At 71.4% G+C, this 23716-nt stretch carries 18 protein-coding genes, 1 tRNA gene and 1 pseudogene; 13 read left to right on the plus strand and 7 right to left on the minus strand.

Translation table 11 applies throughout. The annotated features are described in order from the left end of the window. Positions 1-81: 81 nt before the first annotated feature. From SZN_RS18680 to SZN_RS18690, 3 genes and pseudogenes are all read left to right on the plus strand, one after another. A pseudogene (locus SZN_RS18680) lies at positions 82-1401 on the plus strand (MFS transporter); the annotation flags it as partial. 125 nt (positions 1402-1526) lie between these two features. After that, positions 1527-1600, plus strand: a tRNA-Pro gene (locus tag SZN_RS18685). Positions 1601-2020: 420 nt separating this feature from the next. Further along, complete coding sequence (locus SZN_RS18690; protein WP_007497315.1) at positions 2021-2953, plus strand: quinone oxidoreductase family protein; 933 nt, start codon at positions 2021-2023, stop codon at positions 2951-2953. Positions 2954-3060: 107 nt separating this feature from the next. Here the strand turns inward: SZN_RS18690 and SZN_RS18695 are convergent, their stop codons facing one another. Next, on the minus strand, positions 3061-3453 hold the full coding sequence (locus tag SZN_RS18695; protein WP_007497317.1) for a winged helix-turn-helix transcriptional regulator: 393 nt from the start codon (positions 3451-3453) through the stop codon (positions 3061-3063). A 510-nt stretch (positions 3454-3963) separates the two neighbouring features. Between SZN_RS18695 and SZN_RS40940 the strand changes: the two genes are divergently transcribed. The 5 genes from SZN_RS40940 to SZN_RS18720 all read left to right on the plus strand — a co-directional run bounded on the left by SZN_RS40940 (position 3964) and on the right by SZN_RS18720 (position 10289). After that, complete coding sequence (locus tag SZN_RS40940; RefSeq protein ID WP_007497319.1) at positions 3964-4320, plus strand: hypothetical protein; 357 nt, start codon at positions 3964-3966, stop codon at positions 4318-4320. Further along, the gene (locus SZN_RS18705) at positions 4317-5219 is read left to right on the plus strand and encodes an LLM class flavin-dependent oxidoreductase (RefSeq protein ID WP_007497321.1); all 903 of its coding nucleotides are present in this window, start codon (positions 4317-4319) and stop codon (positions 5217-5219) included. Before SZN_RS40940 ends, SZN_RS18705 begins: the two co-directional genes overlap by 4 nt. After that, complete coding sequence (locus SZN_RS18710) at positions 5216-7990, plus strand: AAA family ATPase (RefSeq protein WP_050815087.1); 2775 nt, start codon at positions 5216-5218, stop codon at positions 7988-7990. Before SZN_RS18705 ends, SZN_RS18710 begins: the two co-directional genes overlap by 4 nt. Before the next feature lie 157 nt (positions 7991-8147). Then, positions 8148-9587 (plus strand): aldehyde dehydrogenase family protein, encoded by a 1440-nt coding sequence (locus tag SZN_RS18715; RefSeq protein WP_007497325.1) that lies wholly within the window; start codon positions 8148-8150, stop codon positions 9585-9587. Positions 9588-9614: 27 nt separating this feature from the next. Beyond that, on the plus strand, positions 9615-10289 hold the full coding sequence (locus SZN_RS18720) for an antibiotic biosynthesis monooxygenase (protein WP_007497327.1): 675 nt from the start codon (positions 9615-9617) through the stop codon (positions 10287-10289). Positions 10290-10401: 112 nt separating this feature from the next. Here SZN_RS18720 and SZN_RS18725 read toward each other — a convergent pair whose 3' ends face one another. From SZN_RS18725 to SZN_RS18740, 4 genes are all read right to left on the minus strand, one after another. After that, positions 10402-11484: an MBL fold metallo-hydrolase gene (locus SZN_RS18725; RefSeq protein WP_086021410.1), complete on the minus strand. Its 1083-nt coding sequence runs from the start codon at positions 11482-11484 to the stop codon at positions 10402-10404. A gap of 48 nt (positions 11485-11532) precedes the next feature. Next, on the minus strand, positions 11533-12648 hold the full coding sequence (locus SZN_RS18730) for an NAD(P)-dependent alcohol dehydrogenase (RefSeq protein WP_007497331.1): 1116 nt from the start codon (positions 12646-12648) through the stop codon (positions 11533-11535). A gap of 307 nt (positions 12649-12955) precedes the next feature. Next, positions 12956-14179 (minus strand): Gfo/Idh/MocA family protein, encoded by a 1224-nt coding sequence (locus tag SZN_RS18735; RefSeq protein ID WP_244313387.1) that lies wholly within the window; start codon positions 14177-14179, stop codon positions 12956-12958. Further along, a complete protein-coding gene (locus tag SZN_RS18740) occupies positions 14176-15147 on the minus strand; it encodes an aldo/keto reductase (protein ID WP_007497335.1) in 972 nt (323 codons plus the stop codon). Before SZN_RS18740 ends, SZN_RS18735 begins: the two co-directional genes overlap by 4 nt. Before the next feature lie 203 nt (positions 15148-15350). Here SZN_RS18740 and SZN_RS18745 point away from each other — a divergent pair, with 203 nt between their 5' ends. Then, positions 15351-16007 carry a MarR family winged helix-turn-helix transcriptional regulator gene (locus SZN_RS18745; protein WP_007497337.1) on the plus strand — a complete coding sequence of 219 codons (657 nt, stop codon included), beginning with the start codon at positions 15351-15353 and terminating at the stop codon, positions 16005-16007. Between the two features lie 608 nt (positions 16008-16615). Further along, the gene (locus SZN_RS18750) at positions 16616-18142 is read left to right on the plus strand and encodes an NHL domain-containing protein (RefSeq protein WP_043731656.1); all 1527 of its coding nucleotides are present in this window, start codon (positions 16616-16618) and stop codon (positions 18140-18142) included. Between the two features lie 49 nt (positions 18143-18191). On the opposite strand, the gene SZN_RS18755 is transcribed toward SZN_RS18750, so the two are convergent. Together SZN_RS18755 and SZN_RS18760 are read right to left on the minus strand one after the other, a co-directional pair. Beyond that, on the minus strand, positions 18192-18698 hold the full coding sequence (locus SZN_RS18755; protein ID WP_007497341.1) for a hypothetical protein: 507 nt from the start codon (positions 18696-18698) through the stop codon (positions 18192-18194). Between the two features lie 43 nt (positions 18699-18741). Next, the gene (locus SZN_RS18760) at positions 18742-19836 is read right to left on the minus strand and encodes a hypothetical protein (protein WP_007497343.1); all 1095 of its coding nucleotides are present in this window, start codon (positions 19834-19836) and stop codon (positions 18742-18744) included. A gap of 418 nt (positions 19837-20254) precedes the next feature. Between SZN_RS18760 and SZN_RS18765 the strand changes: the two genes are divergently transcribed. The 3 genes from SZN_RS18765 to SZN_RS18775 all read left to right on the plus strand — a co-directional run bounded on the left by SZN_RS18765 (position 20255) and on the right by SZN_RS18775 (position 23559). Continuing rightward, positions 20255-20974, plus strand: a complete 720-nt coding sequence (locus SZN_RS18765; RefSeq protein WP_007497344.1) for a hypothetical protein — start codon at positions 20255-20257, stop codon at positions 20972-20974. Between the two features lie 67 nt (positions 20975-21041). Further along, a complete protein-coding gene (locus SZN_RS18770; protein ID WP_007497346.1) occupies positions 21042-22889 on the plus strand; it encodes an FG-GAP-like repeat-containing protein in 1848 nt (615 codons plus the stop codon). Positions 22890-23145: 256 nt separating this feature from the next. Then, positions 23146-23559, plus strand: coding sequence for an ACT domain-containing protein (locus SZN_RS18775; protein WP_043731640.1), 414 nt, complete (start codon positions 23146-23148; stop codon positions 23557-23559). Positions 23560-23716 lie beyond the last annotated feature (157 nt).

Genomic DNA, 23716 nt, shown 5'->3' on the forward strand with positions numbered 1-23716 from the left:
ACCGGGTGACGGGGCGCGCCCCGACGCCGCTGCAGCTGCCCCGGGGCGGCGGCCGCCCAGGGGCGGGCCACCGGCGGGCGGTCCGCGGCCGGCCCCGTCTGGTCGCGCGGCTTCGCCCTCTTCTTCGCGGCCCGCGCCGTCGCCCAACTCGGCGACACCATGCTGCCGGTGGCTCTCGCCGCCGGCCTGCTCCAGCGCGGGTACGGCGCGGACGCGGTCGGCCTCGCTCTGGCCGCCACCTCCGCCGCCTTCGCCGGGCTCGTCGTCTTCGGCGGCGTCGTCGCGGACCGTTTCGACACCCGGCGGCTGATGATCGGCGCCGACCTGGTCCGGCTGTGCACCCAGTCGCTGGCCGCGGCGCTGTTCTTCTCCGGACACGTCGTGCTGTGGCAGATCTGCGCGATCGGCTTCGTCAATGGCGCGGCGGGCGCCGTCTTCCAGCCCGGCGTCGCCGGCACGGTGCCCCGCCTCGCCGCCGACGTCCAGGGCGCCAACGGCGCGATCCGGATCGCCGAGGCCGTGGCGCAGCTCGCCGGCCCCGCGCTGGCCGGACTGCTCGTCGCGTTCGCCTCGCCCGGCGCGGTGTTCGCGGCCCACGCGGCCACCTACGCGGTCAGCGGCCTGTGCCTGATGCTGCTGCGGCTGCCGCCCGCGCCGCCCCGCGAGCGGCACGGCGCGGGGCGCGGCGCCCGCGCCTTCCGGGCCGATCTCGTCGAAGGCCGGCGCGAGTTCAGGTCCCGCCCGTGGCTGTGGCGCGTCATCGCCATCTGGTGCGTCTACATGATCGCCGTATGGGGGCCGGCCGTTCCGCTCGTGGCGACGGAGGTCATCCAGCGACACGGCCCCCGTGCCTACGGCCTGGTCAACTCCGCCCTCGGAGCGGGCACCGTCGTCGGCGGGCTGCTCGCCCTGCGGCTGCGGCCCCGCCACCTGCTTCGCGCGGGCGCCATCGGCCTGTTCGCCTTCGCCGGGTTCCCCGTGAGCGTCGGCGCCGGAGCGCCCGTGGGCGCCATGGCGGCCGGTGCGGCCGTCGCCGGGGCGGGGACGGCCTTCTGGAGCGTGATGTGGGCGACCAGCGTCCAGACGCAGGTCCCGGCCGACGCCCTCAACCGCATCCACGCCTACGACGTGGCAGGCTCCCTGGCGATGATGCCGGTCGGCCGGGCGCTGGCGGGCCCGGCGGCCGGGGCGGTGGGCGCGGGGCCCGTGCTGCTCGTGGCGGGCGGCGCGAGCGTGCTCGTCGCGGGCGCGCTGCTGATGACCCGCGCGGTCCGCGACCTCGTACGGGCGGCACCGGGCCCGGCGCCGGACACGCGCGCGACGGTGCCCGGCGGACCGGCCGACGGGCCGTGCCCGGCGGACGAGGGCGGGACCGGGAGCACCGCCACGGGACGGAGGTGACGGGCGGGCGTCGCGGGGGCGGCGGTGACCCGGCCGTGCCGAAAACGGGTGCGCGATCACCGACCTGAGTGCGGTATTGTTTGCGTGCGCGTTCGGCCCGGGGAAACCCCAGGTCAGACGGGCATCGGGACGTGGCGCAGCTTGGTAGCGCACTTGACTGGGGGTCAAGGGGTCGCAGGTTCAAATCCTGTCGTCCCGACTGGAGACAGTCGCAGATCAGGGCCGGTTTCGGAGAAATCCGAAACCGGCCCTTGATCGTTTTGGGGACCAGGTGGGGACCAGCCTGCCTTGACCGGTGTCGGCGGGTGACACGACAGTCGTTGCGCGAAGGGCGCGAAGGGCGCGCAGCACACTGAGGTGCGCGGAGAGCGCCGTACCGGCGGCCGTGGTGTGGTGGGTGTCCGGGTGGAGGTGGCGCTCTCGGGCCGCGACTGGTGGAGCGCGACCGCGTCGACCGCTCCTGCCGTGCATCCCGCGGACGAGTCCCCGCACGGGGCGGAGGCGCCCGGCCTTGAGCGGCGCGACCGTGCCCGGCCCGGGTGACCGGTCCCGTCGGGCCGAGGGAATGGGGCACCTCGCGCACCTGTTGTCTTCTCGTATGAGCGAAACAACTGCGGTAGTGGCGGGCGCATATGGCGGCCCCGACGTCCTGTCCGTCATCGATGTCGCCGTCCCGGAGCCGAAGCCGAACGAGGTACGGATCACGGTCCGCGCGGCCGGCGTCAATCCCTTCGACTACAAGTCGTACAGCGGTGCCTTCGGTGCCGACCCGGAGGGACTGCCGGTGCGGCTCGGTGTCGAGGCTGCGGGTGTGGTGACAGCCGTCGGTGCCGAAGCGATCGGCCCCGCGGGTCCGATCGCGGTGGGTGACGAAGTGATCACCCACTCCGCACCGGGCGCCTACGCCGCCGAAATCGTCGTGCCCGCCGCGTCCGTGGTGCCGAAGCCCGTCGCCCTGTCCTGGGAGCAGGCCGGCGGGCTGCTGGCCGCCGGGGTCACCGCCGTACACACGCTTGAAGCGATCGGCTTGGGCAAGGGCGAGACGGTGCTGATCCACGGTGCCGCGGGAGGCGTCGGTCTCGTGGCCGTGCAGCTCGCGGTGGCACGCGGCGCGACGGTGGTGGCCACGGCGAGCCGGGCCAAGCACGGCCTCCTGCAAGAGCTGGGAGCGATCCCGGTCGTCTACGGGCCGGGACTGGCGGACAGGGTGCGCGCGGTGGCACCGGAGGGCGTGCACGCGGCCGCCGATCTCGTGGGCACCCAGGAGGCGGTGGACGTCTCCGTGGAGCTCGTGCAGGACCGCTCGCGTATCGCCACCATCGCGGGCCACGAGCGCGGGGCGCGCGCGGGAATCAAGCTCCTGGGCGGTGCGCCGGGCGCGGATCCCGGCACCGAGATCCGGGAAGCCGCCGGCCTGCAGCTGACGGAAGCCGCAGCAGCCGGCCGCCTGCGCATCGTGATCGCGGACAGCTACCCGCTGCGCGAGGCCGCCGCCGCCCACCGCAAGATCATGGCCGGCCACACCACGGGAAAGATCGTCCTGGTTCCGTAACCCGTTCCTGTCCGCACCGTGGAAGCCGAGCCGCGAGCGGCCGCCCGCGCGGTCACCGGTCCCCGTACGCGACGGATCGGGTGCGTGGGCGGTGCGCGACCGGTTCGTCAGGCGTCCCTGTCCTCGTTCTCGGCACTCCATTCGATCAGCGGATGCAGAACACGCATCAGGCCGGCGCCCTGTTCGGTGGGCCGGTACGTGATCTGGACCGGCGTCGTCGGTACCACGAGGCGCTCGATGAGCCGGTGCCCCTCAAGCTCACGCAGACGCTGGGACAGAAGCTGGTTCGAGATTCCGGGGATCCGCGCTCGGTAGTCGACGAATCGGCGCGCGCCCCGCATTGCCGCCAGGAGCACCGCGGCGCTCCACTTCTTGCCCACGATCTCGACCGAGCGTTGAAAACTGCGGCACACGTCGTCGTCGATGTGTTCGTAGCCCGCTTCCGGGCTGCTCTGGCCCGCGGTGGCGGAGACCTCATCGGGCTGTCGAAGACCGGTCATGCGGTCACGATACCGGAGCGTGTCACTTTTGATGACCTGGTCATGTCCCGTTTGCCGCCTGTGATCATCGCCGTGCAGCCTTGGTCCATGAACGCACACTCGGTCTGTCACCACACGCTGTGAACCACGGGCACGCGCTGAGGTTCGGGCTGCACCTGCCCGCCGGCGCCGACTGCGGGCCCGGCCGGCTGGTCGAAGCGGCGGGCCTGGCCGAGCGGTGGGGACTGGACTTGCCGGAGCTCCCGCGACACCGAGGAGCGAGACGTCGCGGCGGGCTTCGCGAACGAGGTCGCACCGGCCCTGCGGGCGGCCGTGGCGCGGTGCTCACTCCCGGATGGCCGGGCGCGCGGGTCCGGCGGTCCGCCGTGCTCGCCGGGCGCCGGCCGGGGATCGACTACGAGGGCGCTCCGCCGGGGATCGACTACGAGGGCGCTCCGCCGGGGATGGCCGAGGTCGTGGAGCCCGGTGATCCGGCCTACGCCCGGCTGCGGTCCGGATACGGCCGCTCGCGTGATCCGCAGCGGCGCGACCGGATGGTTCCAGCTCCGCTCGGTCGGCGGCGCAGTCGCCGATGTCCCCTCGGACGCCACCGCCTGCGCCCACCGCGACGCGAACTTCTCGCTCGTGGTGATGGGCGGTGCCGACGAGATGGTCGACCGGGCCTGGGCCCGGCTGAGCCCCTTCCACAAGGGCCTCTGCATCAGCTTCGAGTCCAGCCTCCGGCCCGAGCGGATCGCCGAGGCATGGCCCCCACGGACCCTCTCACGTCTGCGTGAGCTGAAGAGCGTCTACGACCCGGAAGGCGTGTTCGGCGACAATTTCGCTCCCACGCCCGCCGCGAACCACCCCGGAGGAAGCACCCCATGAGCGACTACGGCCACGAACTGTGGTTCGGCAGTTTCATCACCCCCACCGCCCGCCCGCCCCAGGCGCCGGTCGAACTGGCCCTGACGTCCGAGAGGGCCGGCCTCGACCTGGTCAGCTTCCAGGACCACCCCTACCAGTCGGCGTTCCAGGACACCTGGACCCTGATGGCGTACGTCGCGGCACGCACCGAACGGATCCGGATCAGCGGCAACGTGCTGAGTCTTCCACTGCGGCCCCCGGCCGTGCTGGCCCGCGCCGCCGCGAGCCTGGACCGGCTGACCGGCGGGCGAGTCGAACTGGGTATCGGCGCGGGCGCGTTCTGGGACGGCATCGTCGCCATGGGAGGCCGCCGGCTCGAACCGGCCCAGGCCGTGCGGGCGGTGGAGGAGGCCGTGGACGTGATCCGGGGGTTGTGGGCCACCGACGAGACCGGTCCCCTCCGTGTCACGGGGGAGTTCTACAGCGTGAACGGCGCGAAGCGCGGGCCGGCGCCCGCCCATCGAATCCCGATCCGCATCGGTGCCTACAAGCCGCGCATGCTCCGGCTGACGGGCAAGATCGCCGACGGTTGGCTGCCCTCCCTGGGGTTCCTGCCCGAGGGCCCCGCATCGCTGCGCGCGATGAACGAGCAGATCGACGAGGCCGCCTCCGCCGCCGGCCGCGAACCCGCAGCGGTCACCCGCCTGCTCAACCTGAGCGGCCGATTCACCTCCGGCACCGGCGGCGGGCTGTTCCAGGGGACTCCCGGCGACTGGGCCGAACAGATCGCCGACCTCACCCTGCAGTACGGCGTATCCGGGTTCATCCTTGCCTCGGACGAGCCCGCCGACCTGGACCTCTTCGGTCACGAGGTCGCGCCGCGCGCCCGCGAACTCGTCCGGTCCGAACGCGTGACGTGACGCTGTTGGCGCATGGCGGGCACGGCGACGGAGCCGCGGCGGCGGCAGCGCGGGCGGAGTTGTTCGGACGCCGCGAGGAGACTGCGGTCCTCGACGGGCTTCTCGCGCAGGCCCGCGTCGGGAGGGGTGGCGCGCTCGCGTTGTGGGGCGAGCCGGGTATCGGCAAGTCTGCTCTGCTTCGCTACGTGCAGAGCCGGGCCGCGGACTTCGTCCGGCTGAGCCACTCGGCCACCCGGCCCGAGTCGGACCTGGCTTTCGCGGGGCTGCACGGGCTGCTGTGGCCGCTGGCCGATCGTGTCGCGTTGCCGGCGACGGCCCAGGCTGCCGCCGTGCGTGCCGCGCTCGGGCTGAGCGGTGAGCCGACGGACCGCCTGGTGGTCGGGGCCGCTGTGCTGTCGCTGCTGGGCGGGCTCGCCGAGCAACAGCCCGTTCTCGTCGTGGTGGACGACGGGCAGTGGCTCGACGGGGCCACCGCGCTGTGCCTGGGGTTCGTTGCCCGACGCGTAGGGGCGCATCCCGTCGTGGTCGTGCTTGCCGATCAGAGCGATCCGGCCGCCCGGCCCTGGGAAGGCGTGGCCGACGTACGGGTCGACGGCCTGAGCGACGAGAGCGCGCGGCAGCTCCTGGCGACCGCGGCGCCGCTCACCGACGGGGCGACGACGCGGAACATGGTCCGGGAGGCCGGGGGCAACCCCTTGGCACTGCACGAACTGGCCGCGCTCGCAGGTGACCTCGACGACGCCGAGCATCGCCGCAAGCGAGGACGACCGCCCGTCGGGCCGCGCATGCGGCAGGCCTTCCGTGCCGGGATCGAGGCACTGAGCCCCCCGGCGCAGTTGCTGACGGTGCTCGCCGCGGCCGAGGAACACGGCGACCGGCTCACGGTGCAGCGTGCCGGCCGTGCGTCGGGTGCCGGCGACGCTGCCTGGGAAGAAGTGACCAACGCGGGCCTGCTCCACGTGGCGGGCAACCGCGTCGGTTTCCGGCACCCCGTCGTGAGCAGAGCCGTCTACGAGGGCTCCAGTGCCGCGACGAGGCGCCGGGCTCACCGCGCCTTGGCCGCCACGATGCCGGACGAGGCGGAGGAGCGCGCATGGCATCTCGCCGCCATGACCCATGACCGCGACGAGAACGTCGCGAGGCTCCTCGAACGGACCGCGGCCCGCTCCCGTCTCCGCGGGGCCACGAAGACGGCGGCACGGGCGTGGTGGCGGGCCGCCGAACTGTCGGCCGCACCGATCGACGCTTCACAACGCCTTGCCGAGGCGGCCAGGGCTTCCTGGGACGCCGGGTGGGCGGCCACGGCGGAGCGCCTGCTCGACGACGCGGAACGGCTGGCCCCCGGTGCGCACGTCGCCCGGCGGAGCCGGGGTCTGCGGGGGATCATGGAGTTCACCCGAGGCATGCCCGAAACGGCGCACCACTTCCTGATCACCGACATGAAACGCGTCTCGGAACCGGAAACCGCGCTGGAACTGGGCACGCTGGCCATGCGCGCCGCCTGGTCCGTCGGACGCGGCGACCTGCGGGACACGGCGCTGGAGCTGTTACTCGAAGGCGACGTCGAGGGCCGGACCGGATTACCCGGCACGCTGGCCTGGTGGAGCGACGACGTGGCCGCCGACGCGGCGCCGGCAGACACCCCCGTCGCGGACGATGCCGCCGCGCGGGCCCGTACGGCCATCCTGCCGTTGCTGCCACCGACACCCCTCGCCCTGGCCTGGGGGATCGACAAGCCGACAGGGGATGCGCTGCGCCGCCGGATACCGCACCTGCGGCGGCGCAGCGAGCGCGCACGGCTCGCCATCGCCCTGGCCCAGACCGCGATGCTCGACAACGCTGCCGGCCGCTGGCCGCAGTCGGAGTCCTCGGCCGCGGAGGGACTGCGGCTCGCCCAGGACCTTCGTGCCGACCACATCGCCTCCCACTGCCGCACCAGCCTGGGCTGGCTCGCCGCCGCGCGTGGTGACGAGCGCGCCGTCGCGGAGGCCACCGCCAGGACTCTGGAGACGTCACTCCCGCAGGGCGTCCGCGCGCTGAGCGCGGCCGCGTACTGGAACCGCGGTATGGCCGCGCTGTTTCACGAGCGTCCCGAGGAAGCGCTGGACAGCCTGGTGCGCCTGACCGAGCCGGGCCATGGCGCGGAGCACCCGACCTTCGCGCTCCTGGCCGCTCTCGACACAGCCGAGGCGGCCGTGCGCGTCGGAAGAAGCGACCTCGCGGACGGACGGGCACGGGTGCTCGACGCCTGGGCGCGACGCACGGGAGCGCCGTGGGCCCGCTGTGCCGCGCACGTCACGCGCGGGCTCCTCGCAGGCGCCCGAGCCGAGAGTGCCTTCCGGGCCGCACTCGACGTGCCGGGTGCCCGTCTCCAACCGCTGCTCTACGCGCGCGCTCAGTTGTCCTACGGCGAGTGGTTGCGGCGGGGCCGCCGGCGGATCGACGCGCGTGTCCAGATCGGCGCCGCCTCGGCGGCGTTCGACCGGCTCGGGGCCCAGCCGCTGCACCACCGCGCGCAGCGCGAGCAGGACCTCACCGGACCACCGCGCCGCCGCGGGAGCTCGGACACCCGAGCGGTGAGCCGGCTCACCCCCCAGGAACAGCGAGTCGCCCAGCTGGCCGCCGAACAGCTGACGAATCGCGAGATCGGCGTACAGCTGCGGATCAGCCACCGCACCGTGGGCCATCACCTCGGGAACGTGTTCGCCAAGCTCGGCATCAACACGCGAACCGAGCTGAGCTGCATCACAGCCGCTCCCGAGCCGCTGTGAGCGCAGGGAGGCCGCGACGGGGCGGCCACGCGATGCCTCCGGCGAAACGACGGATTGCCCGCCCGATTCGCTCACAGGTCCTGATGCGTAGCGTCGCTGACGTTGTCCCGCGGACCCGCGGCGAAACGCGGGCCGACGCATGACGAGAGGTCACCGCATGCCCACATCCGAAACCCTGCCCCACGCGCGTCACTACATCGACGGGCAGTGGCAGGACTCCGGCTCCCGCGGCGAGTCACGCAGCCCCGCGACCGACGGCCTGCTCGGCACCTTCGCCGACGGCGGTGCGCCGGAGGCGAGGTCCGCCGTGGCCGCGGCCCGAAGGGCCTTCGACTCCACCGCCTGGTCCCGCGATCGCCACCTTCGTGCGGCGGCGCTGCACGAACTGGCCGACCGGCTCGAACACCGCAAGGACGAACTGATCACCCTCCTGGCGCGGGAGAACGGGAAGCTGCTTGCCGAGGCGGCCCTCGAAGTCGAAGGCACCGTCCCCAAGCTCCGCTACCACGCGGCGCTTTCCCTCACCGACCACGGCAGAGCCGGGGAAGTGCGGCCCGGCATGTACTCGATGACCCTGCGCGAAGCCGCGGGCGTCGCCGCGGTGATCGTGCCGTGGAACTCACCGGTCGTCCTCTCGGGGCGATCCTTCGCACCCGCCCTGGCCGCCGGCTGCACCGTGGTCATGAAGATGCCGGCGCAGACCGCTCTGGTCAACGGAGTGCTGAGCGAGATCATCGCCGACACGCCGAGCCTGTGTCCGGGCGTGTTCAACGTCTTCACCGAGAGCGGCAACGCCGGGGCTCCGGAGCTCGTCTCCTCACCGGATGTCAACGTGGTCAGCTACACCGGCTCCACCGCGGTCGGCCGCGTGATCATGGAACAGGCCGCCCCGACGCTGAAAACGCTGTCCATGGAGCTGGGCGGAAAGACCCCCATGCTCGTCTTCGACGACGCCGACCTGCACGCGGCCGTGCCCGTGCTCGCCAAGGCCGTCACCATGTTCGCAGGCCAGTTCTGCATGACGGGCAGTCGGATACTGGTCCAGCGCGGCGTCGCCGACGAACTCCGGCGGCGGCTCGTCGCCGCCCTCGAAACGGTCCGGGTCGGGCCCGGTGACGACCCCGCCAGCGAGATGGGCGCCATGATCGACGAAAGCAACGCCCAACGGGTCGAACAGACCGTGGCCGCCGCGGCCGACTACGCAACCGTCCTCGTGCGGGGCAAGCGGGATCGGGCGCTCCTCGGCCCGTCCCTGATCGAGGTCGCCGACGTGTCCTCGCCGATCGTGCAGCGCGAAGTGTTCGGGCCGGTCGCCACCTTCGAGGTGTTCGACTCCGAGGCCGACGCCGTGGCCCGTGCCAACGCCACCGAGTTCGGCCTGGCCGCGAGCATCTGGACCCGTGATGTCGACCGCCCCCTGCGCGTAGGCCGCGAGCTGCAGGCCGGGACCGTCTGGACCAACACCTGGGCCATGGTCCACGACCAGTTCGAGGAAGGCGGCTTCAAGCAGTCAGGAGTGGGACGTCTGAACGGCATCCGCGGAATCGAGGAGTTCCAGGAGACCAAGCACCTCGTGCAGGTGGCACCACAGCTCTGACAGATCACTACGGCGGAACGGGAATCGATGACCGAGACGGACAACACCGGCCCGACCGATGTCACCCTGCTCACCGCGCGTGCCGTGGAGCCCGGCTACGAGCAGGACTTCCGGGAGTGGTTCGGGCGGGTGACCAGCGTCGCCTCCGCCTTTCCCGGTCACCTCGGGGACGGGTTGTTCCGGCCTCCCACCGCCGCCGGGCCGTGGGTTGTGATCCACCGTTTCCGCGACCAGGAGTCCGCGCAGCACTGGACGGCATCACCGGAGCGGGCCGCACTGTTCGACCACTGCGAGGGCCATCATCAGAGCGAGGTGGCGCGTCGCGAACTTGTTGGAATGGAGACCCTGTTCACTGCTCCACAAGGCACGAACACGGTGTCACCGCCCCGGTGGAAGATGGCGCTCGCCGCCTTCGCGGCCGTACTCCCGATCTCCCTGATCGGCAACGGCCTTCTGGGGCCGGCGCTCAGTGCCTGGCCGCTGCCGGCGCGGGTGCTGATTCTCGCACTGCTGTTCAGCACAGCAATGACGTATCTGATGATGCCGACTGTGACCCTCGTCCTTCGCCGCTGGCTCTACGCCACCACCTCTACCGAGGCGCAACGCCTGCCCTCGTGTGGCGCGACGGGCTCGGCGGTCCACGCGGCTTCCGGCGAGGAAACGGTGTGCAGGCGCACTTCCGGGGAGAGAACGGTCAAGTGACCGGCAGGACAGGGAAGCGCCGGCTTCGGCTCTCGGCACACAGCGGTGCGCGGTGCGGCGGATCGACAGAGCCCGCCGCACCGCGCAGATGCTCGTACCGTTCAGGACGGTGTCAGGTCAGGAAGACCGGAGGATTCTCGCCCCGCAGGCGGTAGTCGGGCCGGGGCCGTTCGAGGCGGATGGATTCCAGCACGGTGTACGCGTGGTACTTGGTCTGGGTGGTGGCACCTGCCAGCCGCTCCCACCAGAGCCGGCCGTCGCTCGTCTCCTTCTCGAGGACGTGGCGGGTGGTGTAGTTCGCCATGGAGCTGATCCAGTTCTCGGTACCGACGAAGATCCTGTCCCAGCCGGTACCGGTCACGATGTCGGCGAGGGCATCCGAGCGGCTGAACCGCTCGACCGCCGCAGTCGCCCCCTCGAGCACGTCGGCGAAGTACTCCACGCACAGCTTCACCTGCTCGTAGGTGCCGTAATGCATGTGGTGCCCGCCGACGAAGTAGTCGAAGTCGTATGCGAGGATCTGCGACTGAGCCTCGTACCAACCGGAGATGTTCTGCGAGGCGTCGCAGTGCATGAACGTGACGCTTCCCGGACTGACGATGTCCACGGCTGTGAGCACCTTCTGCTGGGGCGCGTAGACGAAGATGTTGCCGGGGCAGTGGTTCTCTCCCTTGTAGGAGAGCTGCAGGCTCACGCCGCCCACTTCGAGAACGAGTTCGTCGTCGAACGTCCTCGTCGGCAGGGGACGCTTCGGGTCGGGGAAGCGCTCCAGGAGTTCCTTGGTGATGCGGTGGGCGACGATCTCGACGTCGGGACCGAACACGGAGGCCGCGCCGATGTGATCGGCGTGCCAGTGGCTGTAGACGACGTGGGTCACCGGCTGGTCGGTGACGTCCTCGATCGCCGCCAGCATGTTCTCGCCCAGCGTCGGAGGCGCGTCGATGGCGACCACGCCCTCCTCGGTCACCACGAACGCGGCGTCGTAGCCGGCGCTCGTGACCCAGTAGAAGCCGCCGCGCAGTTCCTCAACGTGGTAGCCGTACTTCCGGAAGTGCTCGCTTCGGAAATACGGGGGGTAATAGCCCTCGGGGTCCAACGGGTCATCCGCCCCCGCGCGAGGGAATCCATAGTGGTCGATCCCGTAGAAACTCGGGGTTTCTTCGACGCTGATGGGTATCTGACTGCTCTGGCACATCGACGGGACGCCTCTCTGTGTAGCTGGGAAATCTGTCGAACGAGTGGTCTATCCCGGTGACGTGAACCGAAGGACCGCCTTGGTGACGCGGCCTGATCCCGCATCCTCGAACGCGGTGTTGATATCGGCGAAGTCGTAGAAGGACAGCAGCCGGTCGATGGGAAACCGGCCCGCTCGATAGAGCTGGGCAAGATCGTTGATCAGGAGCGACGAGACAGCGTCTCCCTGGATGATGCCCTGCAACGACTGGCCGAGCGTGAGCCGGCCGGCGTCGAGCATGGCGCCCGCCCCTTCATGGAACGCCACGAAACCGAATCGGCCCAGCGGCGCCAGGGCGCCGACCCCGGCGTCGAGATTCTCCGCGCGGCCGCTCGTGTCGAGGACGTACTCCAGACCGCGCTCGTCGACGGCCCGCAGCGCGCCGGTCAGATCCTCGACCTGGCCGGGGTCGAGGAGATGCGTCGCCCCGAGATCGCGGGCCAGTTCGAGGCGGCCGGCGTCGACGTCGACAGCGACGATGGTGGTAGCACCTGCGACATGTGCCGCCATGACCGCCGCCAGGCCCACCGCGCCCACGCCGAAGACCGCGAAGGACGCCCCCGCCGGAACAGCGAGAACCTTGAGCACGGCCCCCGCGCCCGTCTGCAACCCGCACCCCAGCGGCGCCATGACGTCGAGGGGCAGATCGCGGGGGACCTTGATCGTGTTCCGCCGGTGGGTCAGGGCGTAGGTGGAGAACGAGGACTGGCCGAAGAAGTGACCGTGCGGCTCAGCACCGTGGGCGACGTGGAGACCGTTCGAGCCGTCCAGGCGGGCACCTGCGAAGTTGGCTGCCCAGACGTTGTCACAGTAGGCCGCGTGAGAGGACATACACGGCTTGCAGCGGCCGCACGAGTGGTAGGAGAGGACGACGTGGTCACCGGGCTCGACCGTGGTGACAGCGGCCCCCACGCGTTCGACGACTCCGCCTCCCTCGTGCCCCAGCACCACCGGCAGCGGCGTCGCCATTCGCTGCGCCCGCACGTGAGCGTCGGTCGCGCATATTCCTGCCGCGACCATGCGAACAAGTACCTCGTCGGGCCGCGGGTCTTCGACCTCGATGTCGCGGATCTCGAAAGGCCCGTCCCGCGTTTCGAGAACGGCGGCCCGCGCGGAGGTGGTCATACGTCGTGAACCCGCCGTGAAGCGCCGCGAGCGCCATGGTGACGAGGAACTGAAATCATCAACGACTCCCTGATCGGGGGCAGTGGGCCTCAGGAACTACAGCGGGTCCGAACCTATGCCGGCTGCCCGTACGCGCGGATCGGTCGCCGTATCCGTCACGGGCCCGGCTCCCCGAAGGCCGGCGCGAACGGGCTCCCGGTGTCCGCGACCTTCGTCGCGGACACCGGGGCCTGGCGGGGTGGAGCGTCACCGTCGGCTGTCCGTGCGTCTTCGGCAGTGGCGCACGGTGCCGCGCGGTGGGGTGGCGTCAGTGCCGGACGCCGGTCCGAGCGGCCTGTTCGACTCGGGCCACGAGCCGGCTGTTGTGAACGGCGTGCCGAAATCCCGGGGTGTGGTGGGTGCCGTTCGTGATGTCGCGGGCCAGGCTGGCGTAGACCTCGCCGACGTTGACGGAAGCGCCCGTCCAGATGTCGGCGGCGGTGGGACCTGTGCCGGTGGCGACGGGCCTGTCGGGCGCGGTGAAGTCGACGCTCGACGAGAGGGTGAGGTCGCCGACCTGAACGCCTGCGGGGTGGTCGCCGGTCAGCTTCAGCCAGCCCTCCGATCCGCGTACTTCCAGACGGAAGCGGGCGTCGGGGGCGGGCACGCCCGCCAGGATCTGCACTCCGACCGGCGCCCCCGAGGAGGTCTTGGCGATGGCGTCGAGGTGATCCGGGACCTCGCGGACGGACATCGCGCCGGTGTCCACCAGCTTCACCTGGGGCCAGAGGATTTCGGTGCGGGCGTCGATTTCGGTGATGTCGCCGAGAACGGCTTCGACCACATCCAACACGTGGCCCGCGGCGATGGTGAGGAAGCCGGCTCCGGACGCCGCCTTGTCGAAGTATTCGTACGCGCTCACCGACTCCGGGCCGTTGCCGAAGGTCGTCGCGGCGACTCGCGCCGAGAGCAGCCGCCCGAGCCGCCCCTGGGCGATGATCTCCGCCGCGCGGCGTACCGAGGGGTTGAGCCGGCCCTGCAGGCCGATCGCGGTGTGCAGTGAGCCGGCCGCGTCGGCCATCTCTTCCGTCTGCGCAACGGTGGCGCCCAGCGGCGACTCCGCATACACGGCCTTGTTCGCCGCGAGGGCCGCCAGGACGAGCTCGCGGTGAGCCGGGACCTTCACCGCGACGGTGACGAGGTCGATCGAGGGGTCGCCGATGAGCGCGTAGGGGTCCGCGAACCAACGCTCGGCGCCGAACGCCGCGGCGGCGGCGCGCGCGCTCTCCTCGTGCCGCGTCGCCACACCGGCCAGGTGGAAGTCAGGCTGCGCCGCCAACGCGGGTATGTGCGACGCCCCCGCCCAGCTCGCCTTCGTGTCCGCTCCGATGATTCCGACGCGGATGAGACTGCTTGACATGATGTGGTGTTCCATTTCCTTCGTTGCAGCAAGATGTGGTTTGTTTCGCCCGGTTCGCCGCTTGATGTCTGGGCTCGAAGTGCTCACTCGGCGGACGGAATGGGGCGGATCGGTGAATTCGCGCTTTCTCACTGGTCGATGGCGGCCATGTCGGGCTCGGCATGGCGTTCGCCGGACGCCGGTGTCAGGTTGTTCAGGCGGGTGATCTGGCCCGGGGTGAGTCGGATGGCGTCGGCGGCGCTGTTCTCCTCGAGGCGGTCGACGCGTCTCGTCCCCGGAATGGGCGCGATGCCGTCTCCTTGCGCGAGCAGCCAGGCCAGAGCGACCTGCGCGGGCGTGGCCTCGACTTCGGCTGCGACTTCGCGTACTTGGTCGACGATGAGCAGGTTGCGCGTGAGGTTGTCGCCGGTGAACCGGGGATTGGAACGACGCCAGTCGGCGGCGTCCAGGCCGTCCAGGGTGCGGATGTCACCGGCGAGAAAGCCGTGTCCCAGCGGTGAATAGGGAACCAGTCCGATGCCGAGTTCACGCAGCGCGGGCAGCACTTCGGCCTCGGGGTCTCGTGTCCACAGCGAGTACTCGCTCTGGACGGCGGCCACGGGATGGATCGCATGGGCCCGGCGGATGGTCGCCGCTGCCGCCTCCGACAGTCCGATGTGGAGGACCTTGCCCGCCTCCACCAGCTCACTCAGCGCCCCCACGGTCTCCTCGACGGGAGTGCCGGGGTCGACCCGGTGCTGGTAGTAGAGGTCGATGTGGTCGGTTCCGAGCCGCCGCAGTGAGCCGTCGACAGCCGTGCGGATGTTGGCGGGGGTGCTGTCCGGGCCCGGCCGACCGGTGTGGGAGACGAGGCCGAACTTGGTGGCGAGCACAACCGCGTCCCGGCGGCCCTTGATCGCGCGGCCCACCAGTTCCTCGTTGGCATAGGGCCCGTACACCTCGGCGGTGTCCAGATGGGTGACACCGAGGTCGACGGCGCGATGAATGGTGCGGATCGACTCGGCTTCGTCCCGACCGGCGCCGGTGTAGTACGCCGACATCCCCATGGCGCCCAGGCCGATGCGCGAGACATCGAGCCTGCCGAGCGACGTGGACTGCATCTGTCGTCCTTTCCTGAACCTGTCCGCCGGCTCTGCGCTTCCGTGCGGGGCGTGCCTCGGCGCCGCGGGAGAGCGCGTAACGGCGTCGATGGCGCATCGCGCCGCTGTCGGTTACGCGCTCGGTCGGCAGCGGAGAGAACTTGACGCGTCAAGTTCTACCTCTTCGAACTTGACGCGTCAATAAGTGGGTCTAGGATGTCCTCATGGCGAGCACGGCGGATGACACGAACGGCCGGCGTCGCCGGCGTCCACGGAACGAGCCGGCGTCTGAGGCGACCGCGCTTGCCGAAGAAGGCTCCGGCTCGGGGAAGTCCACTGGCCCGGTCACCGGGACGCGATGGCTGAACGGCGACGAGCTGGCGGCGTGGCTGGCCAACTCCGCGATCATGATCAGCCTGCCTGCCGCGTTGGACGCGCGCATGCAGCGCGAGGCTCAGCTGACGTTCTTCGAATACATGGTGCTCTCGGTCCTGTCCGAGCAGCCGGCTCGCACCATGCAGATGAGCGCCCTGGCCGCGCGAACGGCGGCGTCACTGTCGAGGCTGTCCCATGTCGTCGGCAGGCTTGAGAAGCGCGAACTGCTCGCACGGAACCGGATCCCTGGTTCCGGAAGGCGCACCACCGCGACGCTGACCGAGGCCGGTTACGAGGTGGTCGTGGCGGCGGCGCCGGGACACGTCGCCGCGGTCCGCGAGTACCTGATCGATGATCTCGACCCCCAAGAGCTGGCGGCACTGCGCCGCATCGGTGCCGCAGTGGACGCGGCCATCAAGCGCGAGCGACCCGGCGCGGGCTCCGCGGCTTCGCCTCCGCCCGAAGCACCGGCGATCGACAGCGGACCGAGGAGTACCGCGGACTGATGGAGGAGCGGCGCCACGCGGTCCGCCGGCACGTCCGCGGCGCGGTCCTCGGCGTTCCGGGTGTATCGACCCGCGGGGTCGTGCACGCGGGAACTCGGGGCGGCTCACCTCCAGGCCGGGGCGGCCGCGCCGCGTACGCAACCGAGGACCGCCGCCCCGGAGCCGACGTTCGGGTCCGGCGGCGCCCGGCACGTCCCCCGAGCCCTGCGAGCAGGGGCCCCGGGCGGCGTCGTCGCCTCACCCGGGTACGTCCGGTGCGCGGGTGACACTCCGTCTCGCGGGGCACCGCACCGGACGCCGCGAGCCTCCGGCAGGCCGTCCCCGCCACAGCGCCGGCCCGGACCGTACGGGGCGACCGCCCCGACCGCGTACGGCCTCCGGGAGCGCGCCGGGACCCGACACGCGCCGGGCGCCGCTCCCAGGAGACCCGAAAAGCCCAGGTGGGGTGGCCGCCGCGACCGACCGCCGAGTCGGTTCGGGGTGCGAGAGCGCACTCCACCGGCATTCACCCGCGAGTGATCTGGCCAATCCTGCCGCCCCTGTGACTCTCTGGAGTCGCAAGGAGACCTGCTGTGGCGGGTGGTTCGGGTTCGGGTGAAGGGATGACGATGAGCACTCCCCAAGGGGCGGACACGGGTCGTGATGACGCAGCCCCTCCGATCAGGACGGTGGCCGGAACCGGGGCGGCGGGGTCCGCGGGGGACGACGGGAGCGCCGTATCGGCTCAGTTGAACCGCCCGTACGGGATCGCGGTGGACAGCACCGGAACCGTGTACGTCGCCGACTTCAGCGGCCACCGGGTCCGGAGGATCACGACGGACGGGAGGATCACCACCGTCGCGGGGACCGGGGCGGCGGGCTTCCGGGGCGACGGCGGTCCCGCGGTCGCGGCCCAGCTGAACGGGCCGCGGGAAGTGGCGGTGGACGGAGCAGGTGCCGTGTACATCGCCGATTCCAACAACCACCGGATCCGGAAGGTCACGCCCGACGGGAAGATCAGCACGGTCGCCGGAACGGGCGCCGGTGGCTTCCGGGGCGACGGCGGTCCCGCCACCGCCGCCCAGCTGAATCTCCCGCTGGGCGTGACGGTGGACGGCGCCGGCGTCCTCCACGTCGCCGACTACTACAACCACCGGATCCGGAGGATCACGGCGGACGGGGTGATCAGCACGGTCGCGGGGACCGGGGCGGCGGGTTTCAGGGGCGACGGAGGTCCGGCGGCCACCGCCCAGCTCAACGGGCCGCACGGAGTGGCGCTGAACGCGGCCGGCGATCTCTGCATCGCCGACCTGCAGAACCACCGGGTCCGGAAGGTGACGGCGGACGGGGTGATCAGCACGGTCGCCGGCACGGGTGCCGCGGGCTTCGGCGGCGACGGCGGCCCCGCGGCCGCGGCCCGGCTGAACTCCCCGGTGGGGGTGGCGCTGGACAGCGCAGGCACGCTCTACATCTGCGACTACGGCAACCACCGGGTCCGGAAGATGACGGCGGACGGGGTGATCAGCACGGTCGCCGGCACGGGTGCCGCGGGCTACGGCGGCGACGGCGGCCCGGCAGCCTCGGCCCAGCTGAACGGCCCGCGCAAGGTGGCGGTGGACTGCGTCGACAGCCTCTACTTCACCGACCATGTCAACAACCGCGTCCGGAAGGTCACATCGGCGAGGATGGCCGGGCTGCCCGAGTCGGGGGCGGTGGTCTCCTGGACCAACGTCCGCAGCAGGCTGCGCATGGGGGTCCACCAGGAGTCGGCCAGGGACGGGGCCGAGATCCACCAGTTGCTCGCCTCGTCCAGGGACCACCAGCGGTGGCGGCTCATCGCCTCGGGCCAGGACGACGGAGAGGTCCTGTACCGGATCGAGAACGTGCGCAGCGGCAAGGTCCTGGAGATCGCCGACGCGCTGGAGAGGCCGGGGGCGGTGGTCGCGCAGCGGGTCTACGAGGGCGGCGACGGGCACCACCAGCACTGGAGGCTCATCCCGGTCGGCCCTCAGGACGGCTCCGCGCGGGTGTACGAGATCGCCAACCGGCGCAGTGGTCTGCTGCTGCGGGTCGACACCAACGCCCGTACGGTCATCAGGCAGCACGGGGCGGACGGCGACCACCGGGGCCGCCAGTGGCAGTTGCTTCCCGTGTAGCGCAGGCAGGGGGCCGGACCGCTCCGGCCCCCTGCCGTGCGAACCCGCCCTATTCGGAGCGGGACGGCTTCTCCGCGGACGCCTTGGGCGCCTTCGGGGCGTCCGGGGCTTTGGGGGCGTCGGGGGTCTTGGGCGGCTTGGCGAAGTCGCTCTTCTTCGGCCTGCTCTCCAGGTCCTCGTCCTTCCGGAGGTCGCCGTGCTCCTTCACCGTCGCGCTCGCCTCCCGCATCCCCGCGGAGGCCGACGTGGTGACCGAGCCGGGGTCCTGCGCGTACCGGGACTGCGTGTCGGCGGAGGTCCGGGTGGTCTGGACGAGGGAGCCGAGGAAGCCGAGGACGGCCCGCGCCTCGGGCGAGGTCTCCTGCACGATCTTCGCGCGGGAGGAGGCGCCGTGGATCGCGTGGGGGAAGAGGCTCGTGCTCGTGTCGTCGTACGTGTCGTCGTCGCAGTCCTCGAAGTCGACACCCTCACCCGGCCGGGGCTTCGTGCCGTCCGTGGTCACGGAGAAGATCCCCGCGCCCCTGGCCGCGGAGTCGAAGACGTTGTCGAACACCATGATCGTCACCTCTGGTCGTCGTCGTGGCGGCGGTGCCGCGCGGTCACGGCTGCTTGTAGGGCGTCTGCTGGCTGACGGTCAGGGTCTCGACGTCGAGCATGGTGTGGTGGACGTCCAGGGCGGAGACGACCTCGGCCAGGCCCTTCATGCGGAAGCCGCCGGGCGTCAGGTCGATGTCACCGATGTCGCGGGCGACCATGCCGTCGAGCCCGGGGTAGGTGCCGGGCTGCGGGGGAGACAGCACCGCCACCGGCACGGCGTACTGCACCGCGATCAGACCGGAGAAGGTCACCGGGATCTCGTAGGTGTACTGCTTGCGGGTACGCCGCTGCGTCACGATGGTCTGCACACGGGAGTTCGCCGGCACCTTGCCGGAGATCTGCGACTTCGAGGCCCAGCTCGTGTTCAGCGAACCCCCGACGCCGGCCGCGAGGCCCAGGGCCAGCTGGGCGTTGAGCGAGGCGTTGCCGGTGGCGGTGCCCGAGGTCGTGAAGCCCACCGAGTTGGTCATCCCGGTCGACGAGGAGCTCGTCGCCGAACTGCTCGCGGACGTCTCGGTGGTATTGGCGTTGTCGACCCCGACGCTGTCCTTGCTGTTCTTGTTGGTCACCGTGTTCGCGTTCTTGTTCGCCGTCCCGCTCTGGCACGACGCCTGGAGCTGCGACTGGAGGTCCAGGCGGAGCTGATTCTGCAACTGCAACTGGAGCGAGGCGCCGACACTGCCGCCGAAAGTGAGCTTGGCGTCGCCTTGCAGCGACCACGTCACCCCGTTCGACACGGTGAAGTCGACCGAGTCCGTGAAATTCATCTCCGCCTGGCTGCGGTTGACGTAGGACCGGGTGGAAAACGTGTCGGGCGGCGGCTGGCCGATATCGCCCCGCACCTCGATCAGCGGTTCCCCGAGGTTCATGTAGGCGAGCCAGCCGAGCTGGAACGCGGTTCCGGTGAAGGTGCCGTAACTCGACTTGTTCACGGAGAACCCGACCGGTTTGTGTTTCACGCCCGAGGGGTCGACATAGACCAGGTTGGGGTGGTTCATGATCGACTGCCAGGACTGCTCGATGTGGAGTTCGCGCAGGTTCTTCTTCGTCAGCGGCTGACGCCTGGCATCTACCAGGCTGTATGCGGTGGAAGGCATCTACCCGTCCTCGACTGGTGCCGGCCGAACCGCGCCGGCTGAAAAGGTGGGTGAACAGTGGACAGAAATATGTCCACGTCTTCGGCGGTAAAAATTAGCACGCCCCATAATGGGCGGGGAAGGTCTTTCCGCGTATCACGCTCATTCGAGGGACCGAGGTCCGGTGCTCTCCTTCTGTTGTGGGGGAATCGATCTCGGATTCGCCTTCCTTCACTCGATCGATGACTTCCCGGCGGCCCTTTCCTGCCGGTAGCGTGAAAGCGGCAGTTGCTGAATTCGAGATTTCTTGTCGCGGTCGCCCGCAGGGTGTCGGACACATTTCCGTCGAGGGTGCTCGGACAGGCGGGAATGCGGTGCGACGGGCCGCTCGGTCAGGCCGCCGAATTCGGTTCCCCGGAGAGAAGGTGAGGTTTCGGCGATGTACACCCAAGAACGCGCGACGATGAGCAATCTGGTGGTCGGCGGCCCGGTGGCGGTGAACAGCTACGACAACGCGATCGTGGCGGCACTGGTGGAGAACCGGCCGGTCATGCTCGTCCACGCCTTCAACGGCGGCTACCTGCGACCCGTCGAGCTCAAGGAGGAGAGCCACGACAAGGGCGTCAAGCTGGCCACCGCGCTCGACCTCGCCACCAAGGAGGCCAAGGGCCACCTCTGGTACGTCACCCCGGCCGGCTTCTTCGGGCAGCGACCGCTCTACGTCCTCGAGAGCGCCGCGGGACAGGTGTCACCGAAACCCGCCGCCGCGGGGGCGGGCGAGACCGGCCGCGGCGACGACGGTGTGCCCAAGCCGCAGCGCAGGCGCATCACCGTCCACCAGGACGCGCCCAAGAGCACGGCCGACGGCGTCCAGGTCGGCCTGCCCGACAAGGTCGGCGACAAGTGGCGCGGGAAGAACGGCGCCCCGGAGGACACACAGCTCTGGATCGTCACGGTGACGCCCTGGGGCGGGATCACCTTCGTGCCGATCACCCACCCGGACACCATCCTCGGGTTCAAGGACCACGCGGTCGCCGCCGACACCGAGGCGCGCGTCACCTACAACTGGGGCGGGGACTTCACCGGAACCGTCATCAACACCTTCTATCCGCGGCTGCCCAGCGAGTGGGACGTCCCCTACCACCACGTCTTCACGTGACGGCGCGCCACCGCCGCACCACACCCGTTCCCCGTCGAAGCCCGCACCGCCCGGAAGAGGCACCGACATGCCCCTGCCCATGGAAGAACTGAAGTTCCGGATCGTCAACGCCGCCACCGGCAGAGTCCTCGCCGCCGAGGCCGCCCCGGCCGCGGGCGGAGCCCTCGTCGTCCGGGACCACCCCGGCGCGGACCCGCCCCCGGAGCAGTGGCAGCTCACTCCCGCGGCCACCGCCCCCGGCGGGCAGCCCCAGGACGACCCCGTGTACGTGATCCGCGACGCCGCCGGCGGCAAGGTCCTCGACAACCCCGCCGCCGCGGACCGCGGCGTACGCCAGGCGAACGCCGCCGCGGGCAGGCGCAGCCAGCAGTGGCGCGTGGTCCCCGTCGCCGGCGAAGCGGCCCTCCACTTCATCGAGACCGTGACCGGCGACACCGTTCTCGATCTCGCCGACCCGGGCGAGGACGGCGCACGGGTGGTCCTGCGGGAGTACGACGAGAACGCGGCGAGCCAGCGCTGGCGGTTCGAGACCGCCGCACCCGAGCGCACCAGCGACCCCGCGCTGCGCTGGGCACACCTGAGCCACTGGAACGGCCGCCGGTCCTGGCGCCTGACCCGCTCTGCCGCGATCCGCCCGGCACCCGGCGCGGCGCCCTCCTTCAGCGACCTGCTGCTGGTCCTCGAAGGCTTCGGCAGCGACCAGGACGCCGGCGGCTGGGCGGGCACCGCCGCAACCGGCCGCCCGCTCCACGGGCGACCCGGCGGGTGGGCCGGAGCGGGAGCCCGGTTCCTCATCGACGCCACCGGGTCGGGGCGGGCGGACATCGTGGGGATCAGACCGGCGAAGGGCGCGGTGACGGCGTCCAGCAGGGGCGACGGCACGTTCGAGGACGAGCGCGTCCTGCACCAGCCCTCACCCGCCCCGCATCCGGCCGACCTGTGGACCCTCGCCGACATGACGGGCGACGGCAAGCCCGACGCCGTCACGCTGGGCGCCGACGGCGTCCGCGTGAACTCCCGGGACGGCGGCGGGGCGTTCACGCCGGGGGGCGGCAACCCGGTCGTCAAGGCGTTCGGCCACGACCAGAAGGCCGGCGGCTGGCACGCCGACAAGCACCCCCGCTTCCTCGTGGACACCACCGGAGACGGCAGACTCGACATCGCGGGCTGCCACGACGACGGCGTCCGGATCTCGCTCCAGGACGAGGAGGGGAAGTTCGCGCCGCTCCCCGACGAACCGGCGCTGCGGGCGTTCGGCCACGACGAGAAGGCGGGCGGCTGGCGCGTCGGCGAGCACCCCCGCTTCGTCGTCGACACCACCGGAGACGGACGCGCCGACATCGTCGGCTGCCACGACGACGGTGTGTGGATCTCCCTCCAGGACGGCGACGGCACCTTCGCCGAACCGCTGTACGTCCTGGACGACTTCGGGACCGACCAGGGGTGGACCTCGGTCCAGGAGCACCCCCGGTTCCTCGTCCGCGCCGTCGGTGACGGGGAGTTGGACGTCATCGGGTTCGGCCCCCAGGGCGTCGTCGTCTCGCGGGGACGCGGCGACGGCACGTTCGAGCCCCCGCAACTCGTGCTGAACGACTTCGGGCAGGCCCAGGGATGGACCGGCGGCAAGCACCTCCGCTTCCTCGCCGACGTCACCGGCGACGGCAACCCGGACATCGTCGGCTTCGGCGACGAAGGCGTCTGGGTGGCGCACAACCGCGGTGACGGCCGCTTCGACCAGGCCCAACTGGTCTGCCGCGGATTCGGGTACGGCGACGACGCGGGCGCCTGGCGCGTCGACCGCCACCCCCGCTTCCTGGCCGACGTCACCGGCGACGGACGCGTCGACATCGTCGGCTTCGGCGGTCCGGGCGTGTACGTGGCCCGCAACCTCTTCCGCCGGTTCAGGACCCGGTGACCGTCCGACCCCGCCACGGGAGGCACCGCGCGCACGAGCCGCGCGCGCGGTGCCGCCGCCCCGGCCTCGCTCCCCGCCGGCCCGGACCGCACCCCGCCGGCCCGGACCGCACCCCGCGTGTCCGTCCCCGCCGCAGGAGATCCCGTACCCGCCGGACGTTCCCGCGTCGCGCTCCGCGTCCCGCGGTCGGCACCACGATCCGGGCCGGTCGCGCGCGGAGCGCCGGCCGTCCGCCGCGCTGTATAGGGTGTCCCGCGTGCCTGGTGAGACTGACCTTCGACGACTCCTGACCGACATGCGGCCGGAGTGGAAACCGGGACGGTTCGTGTTCACCACGGTGTCCCATGCCGTGCCGGCCGGGGTCACCCCCCTCGTCATGGTGGCCGAAGCGGAGGGCCTCACCCTCGTGGTGCGCCAGGAGGACGCCGAGGCGGCGGGGCTGGGGTACGACTACGTGGCCGGATGGCTGGTCCTCCAGGTGAACTCCGCCCTGGAGGCGGTGGGCCTGACCGCCGCCGTCGCCCAGGAACTCGCGCGGGCCGGGATCAGCTGCAATGTGGTGGCCGGATTCCACCACGACCACCTCTTCGTGCCGTACGAGGCCGCGGACCGCGCCCTGGAACTGCTCCGGGGACTCTCCCGGAGAACCGCGGCCGAGGTGGCCCGTTAGCCCGGGTGCCCTCTCCGCAAGCGCTGTGCGGGTACGCCGGACGACGGGTAACGCCCGACGACGGGTACGCCGGACGAGGGGTGCCGGGCCACTCCCCGGCGCCCCGGGCCGGTAGGTTCTCCTTTTCCGCCGTAGGGAGAGGACCGAAGGAATGACA

Origin of the sequence: Streptomyces zinciresistens K42, assembly GCF_000225525.1 — a bacterium.
Taxonomy (GTDB): domain Bacteria; phylum Actinomycetota; class Actinomycetes; order Streptomycetales; family Streptomycetaceae; genus Streptomyces; species Streptomyces zinciresistens.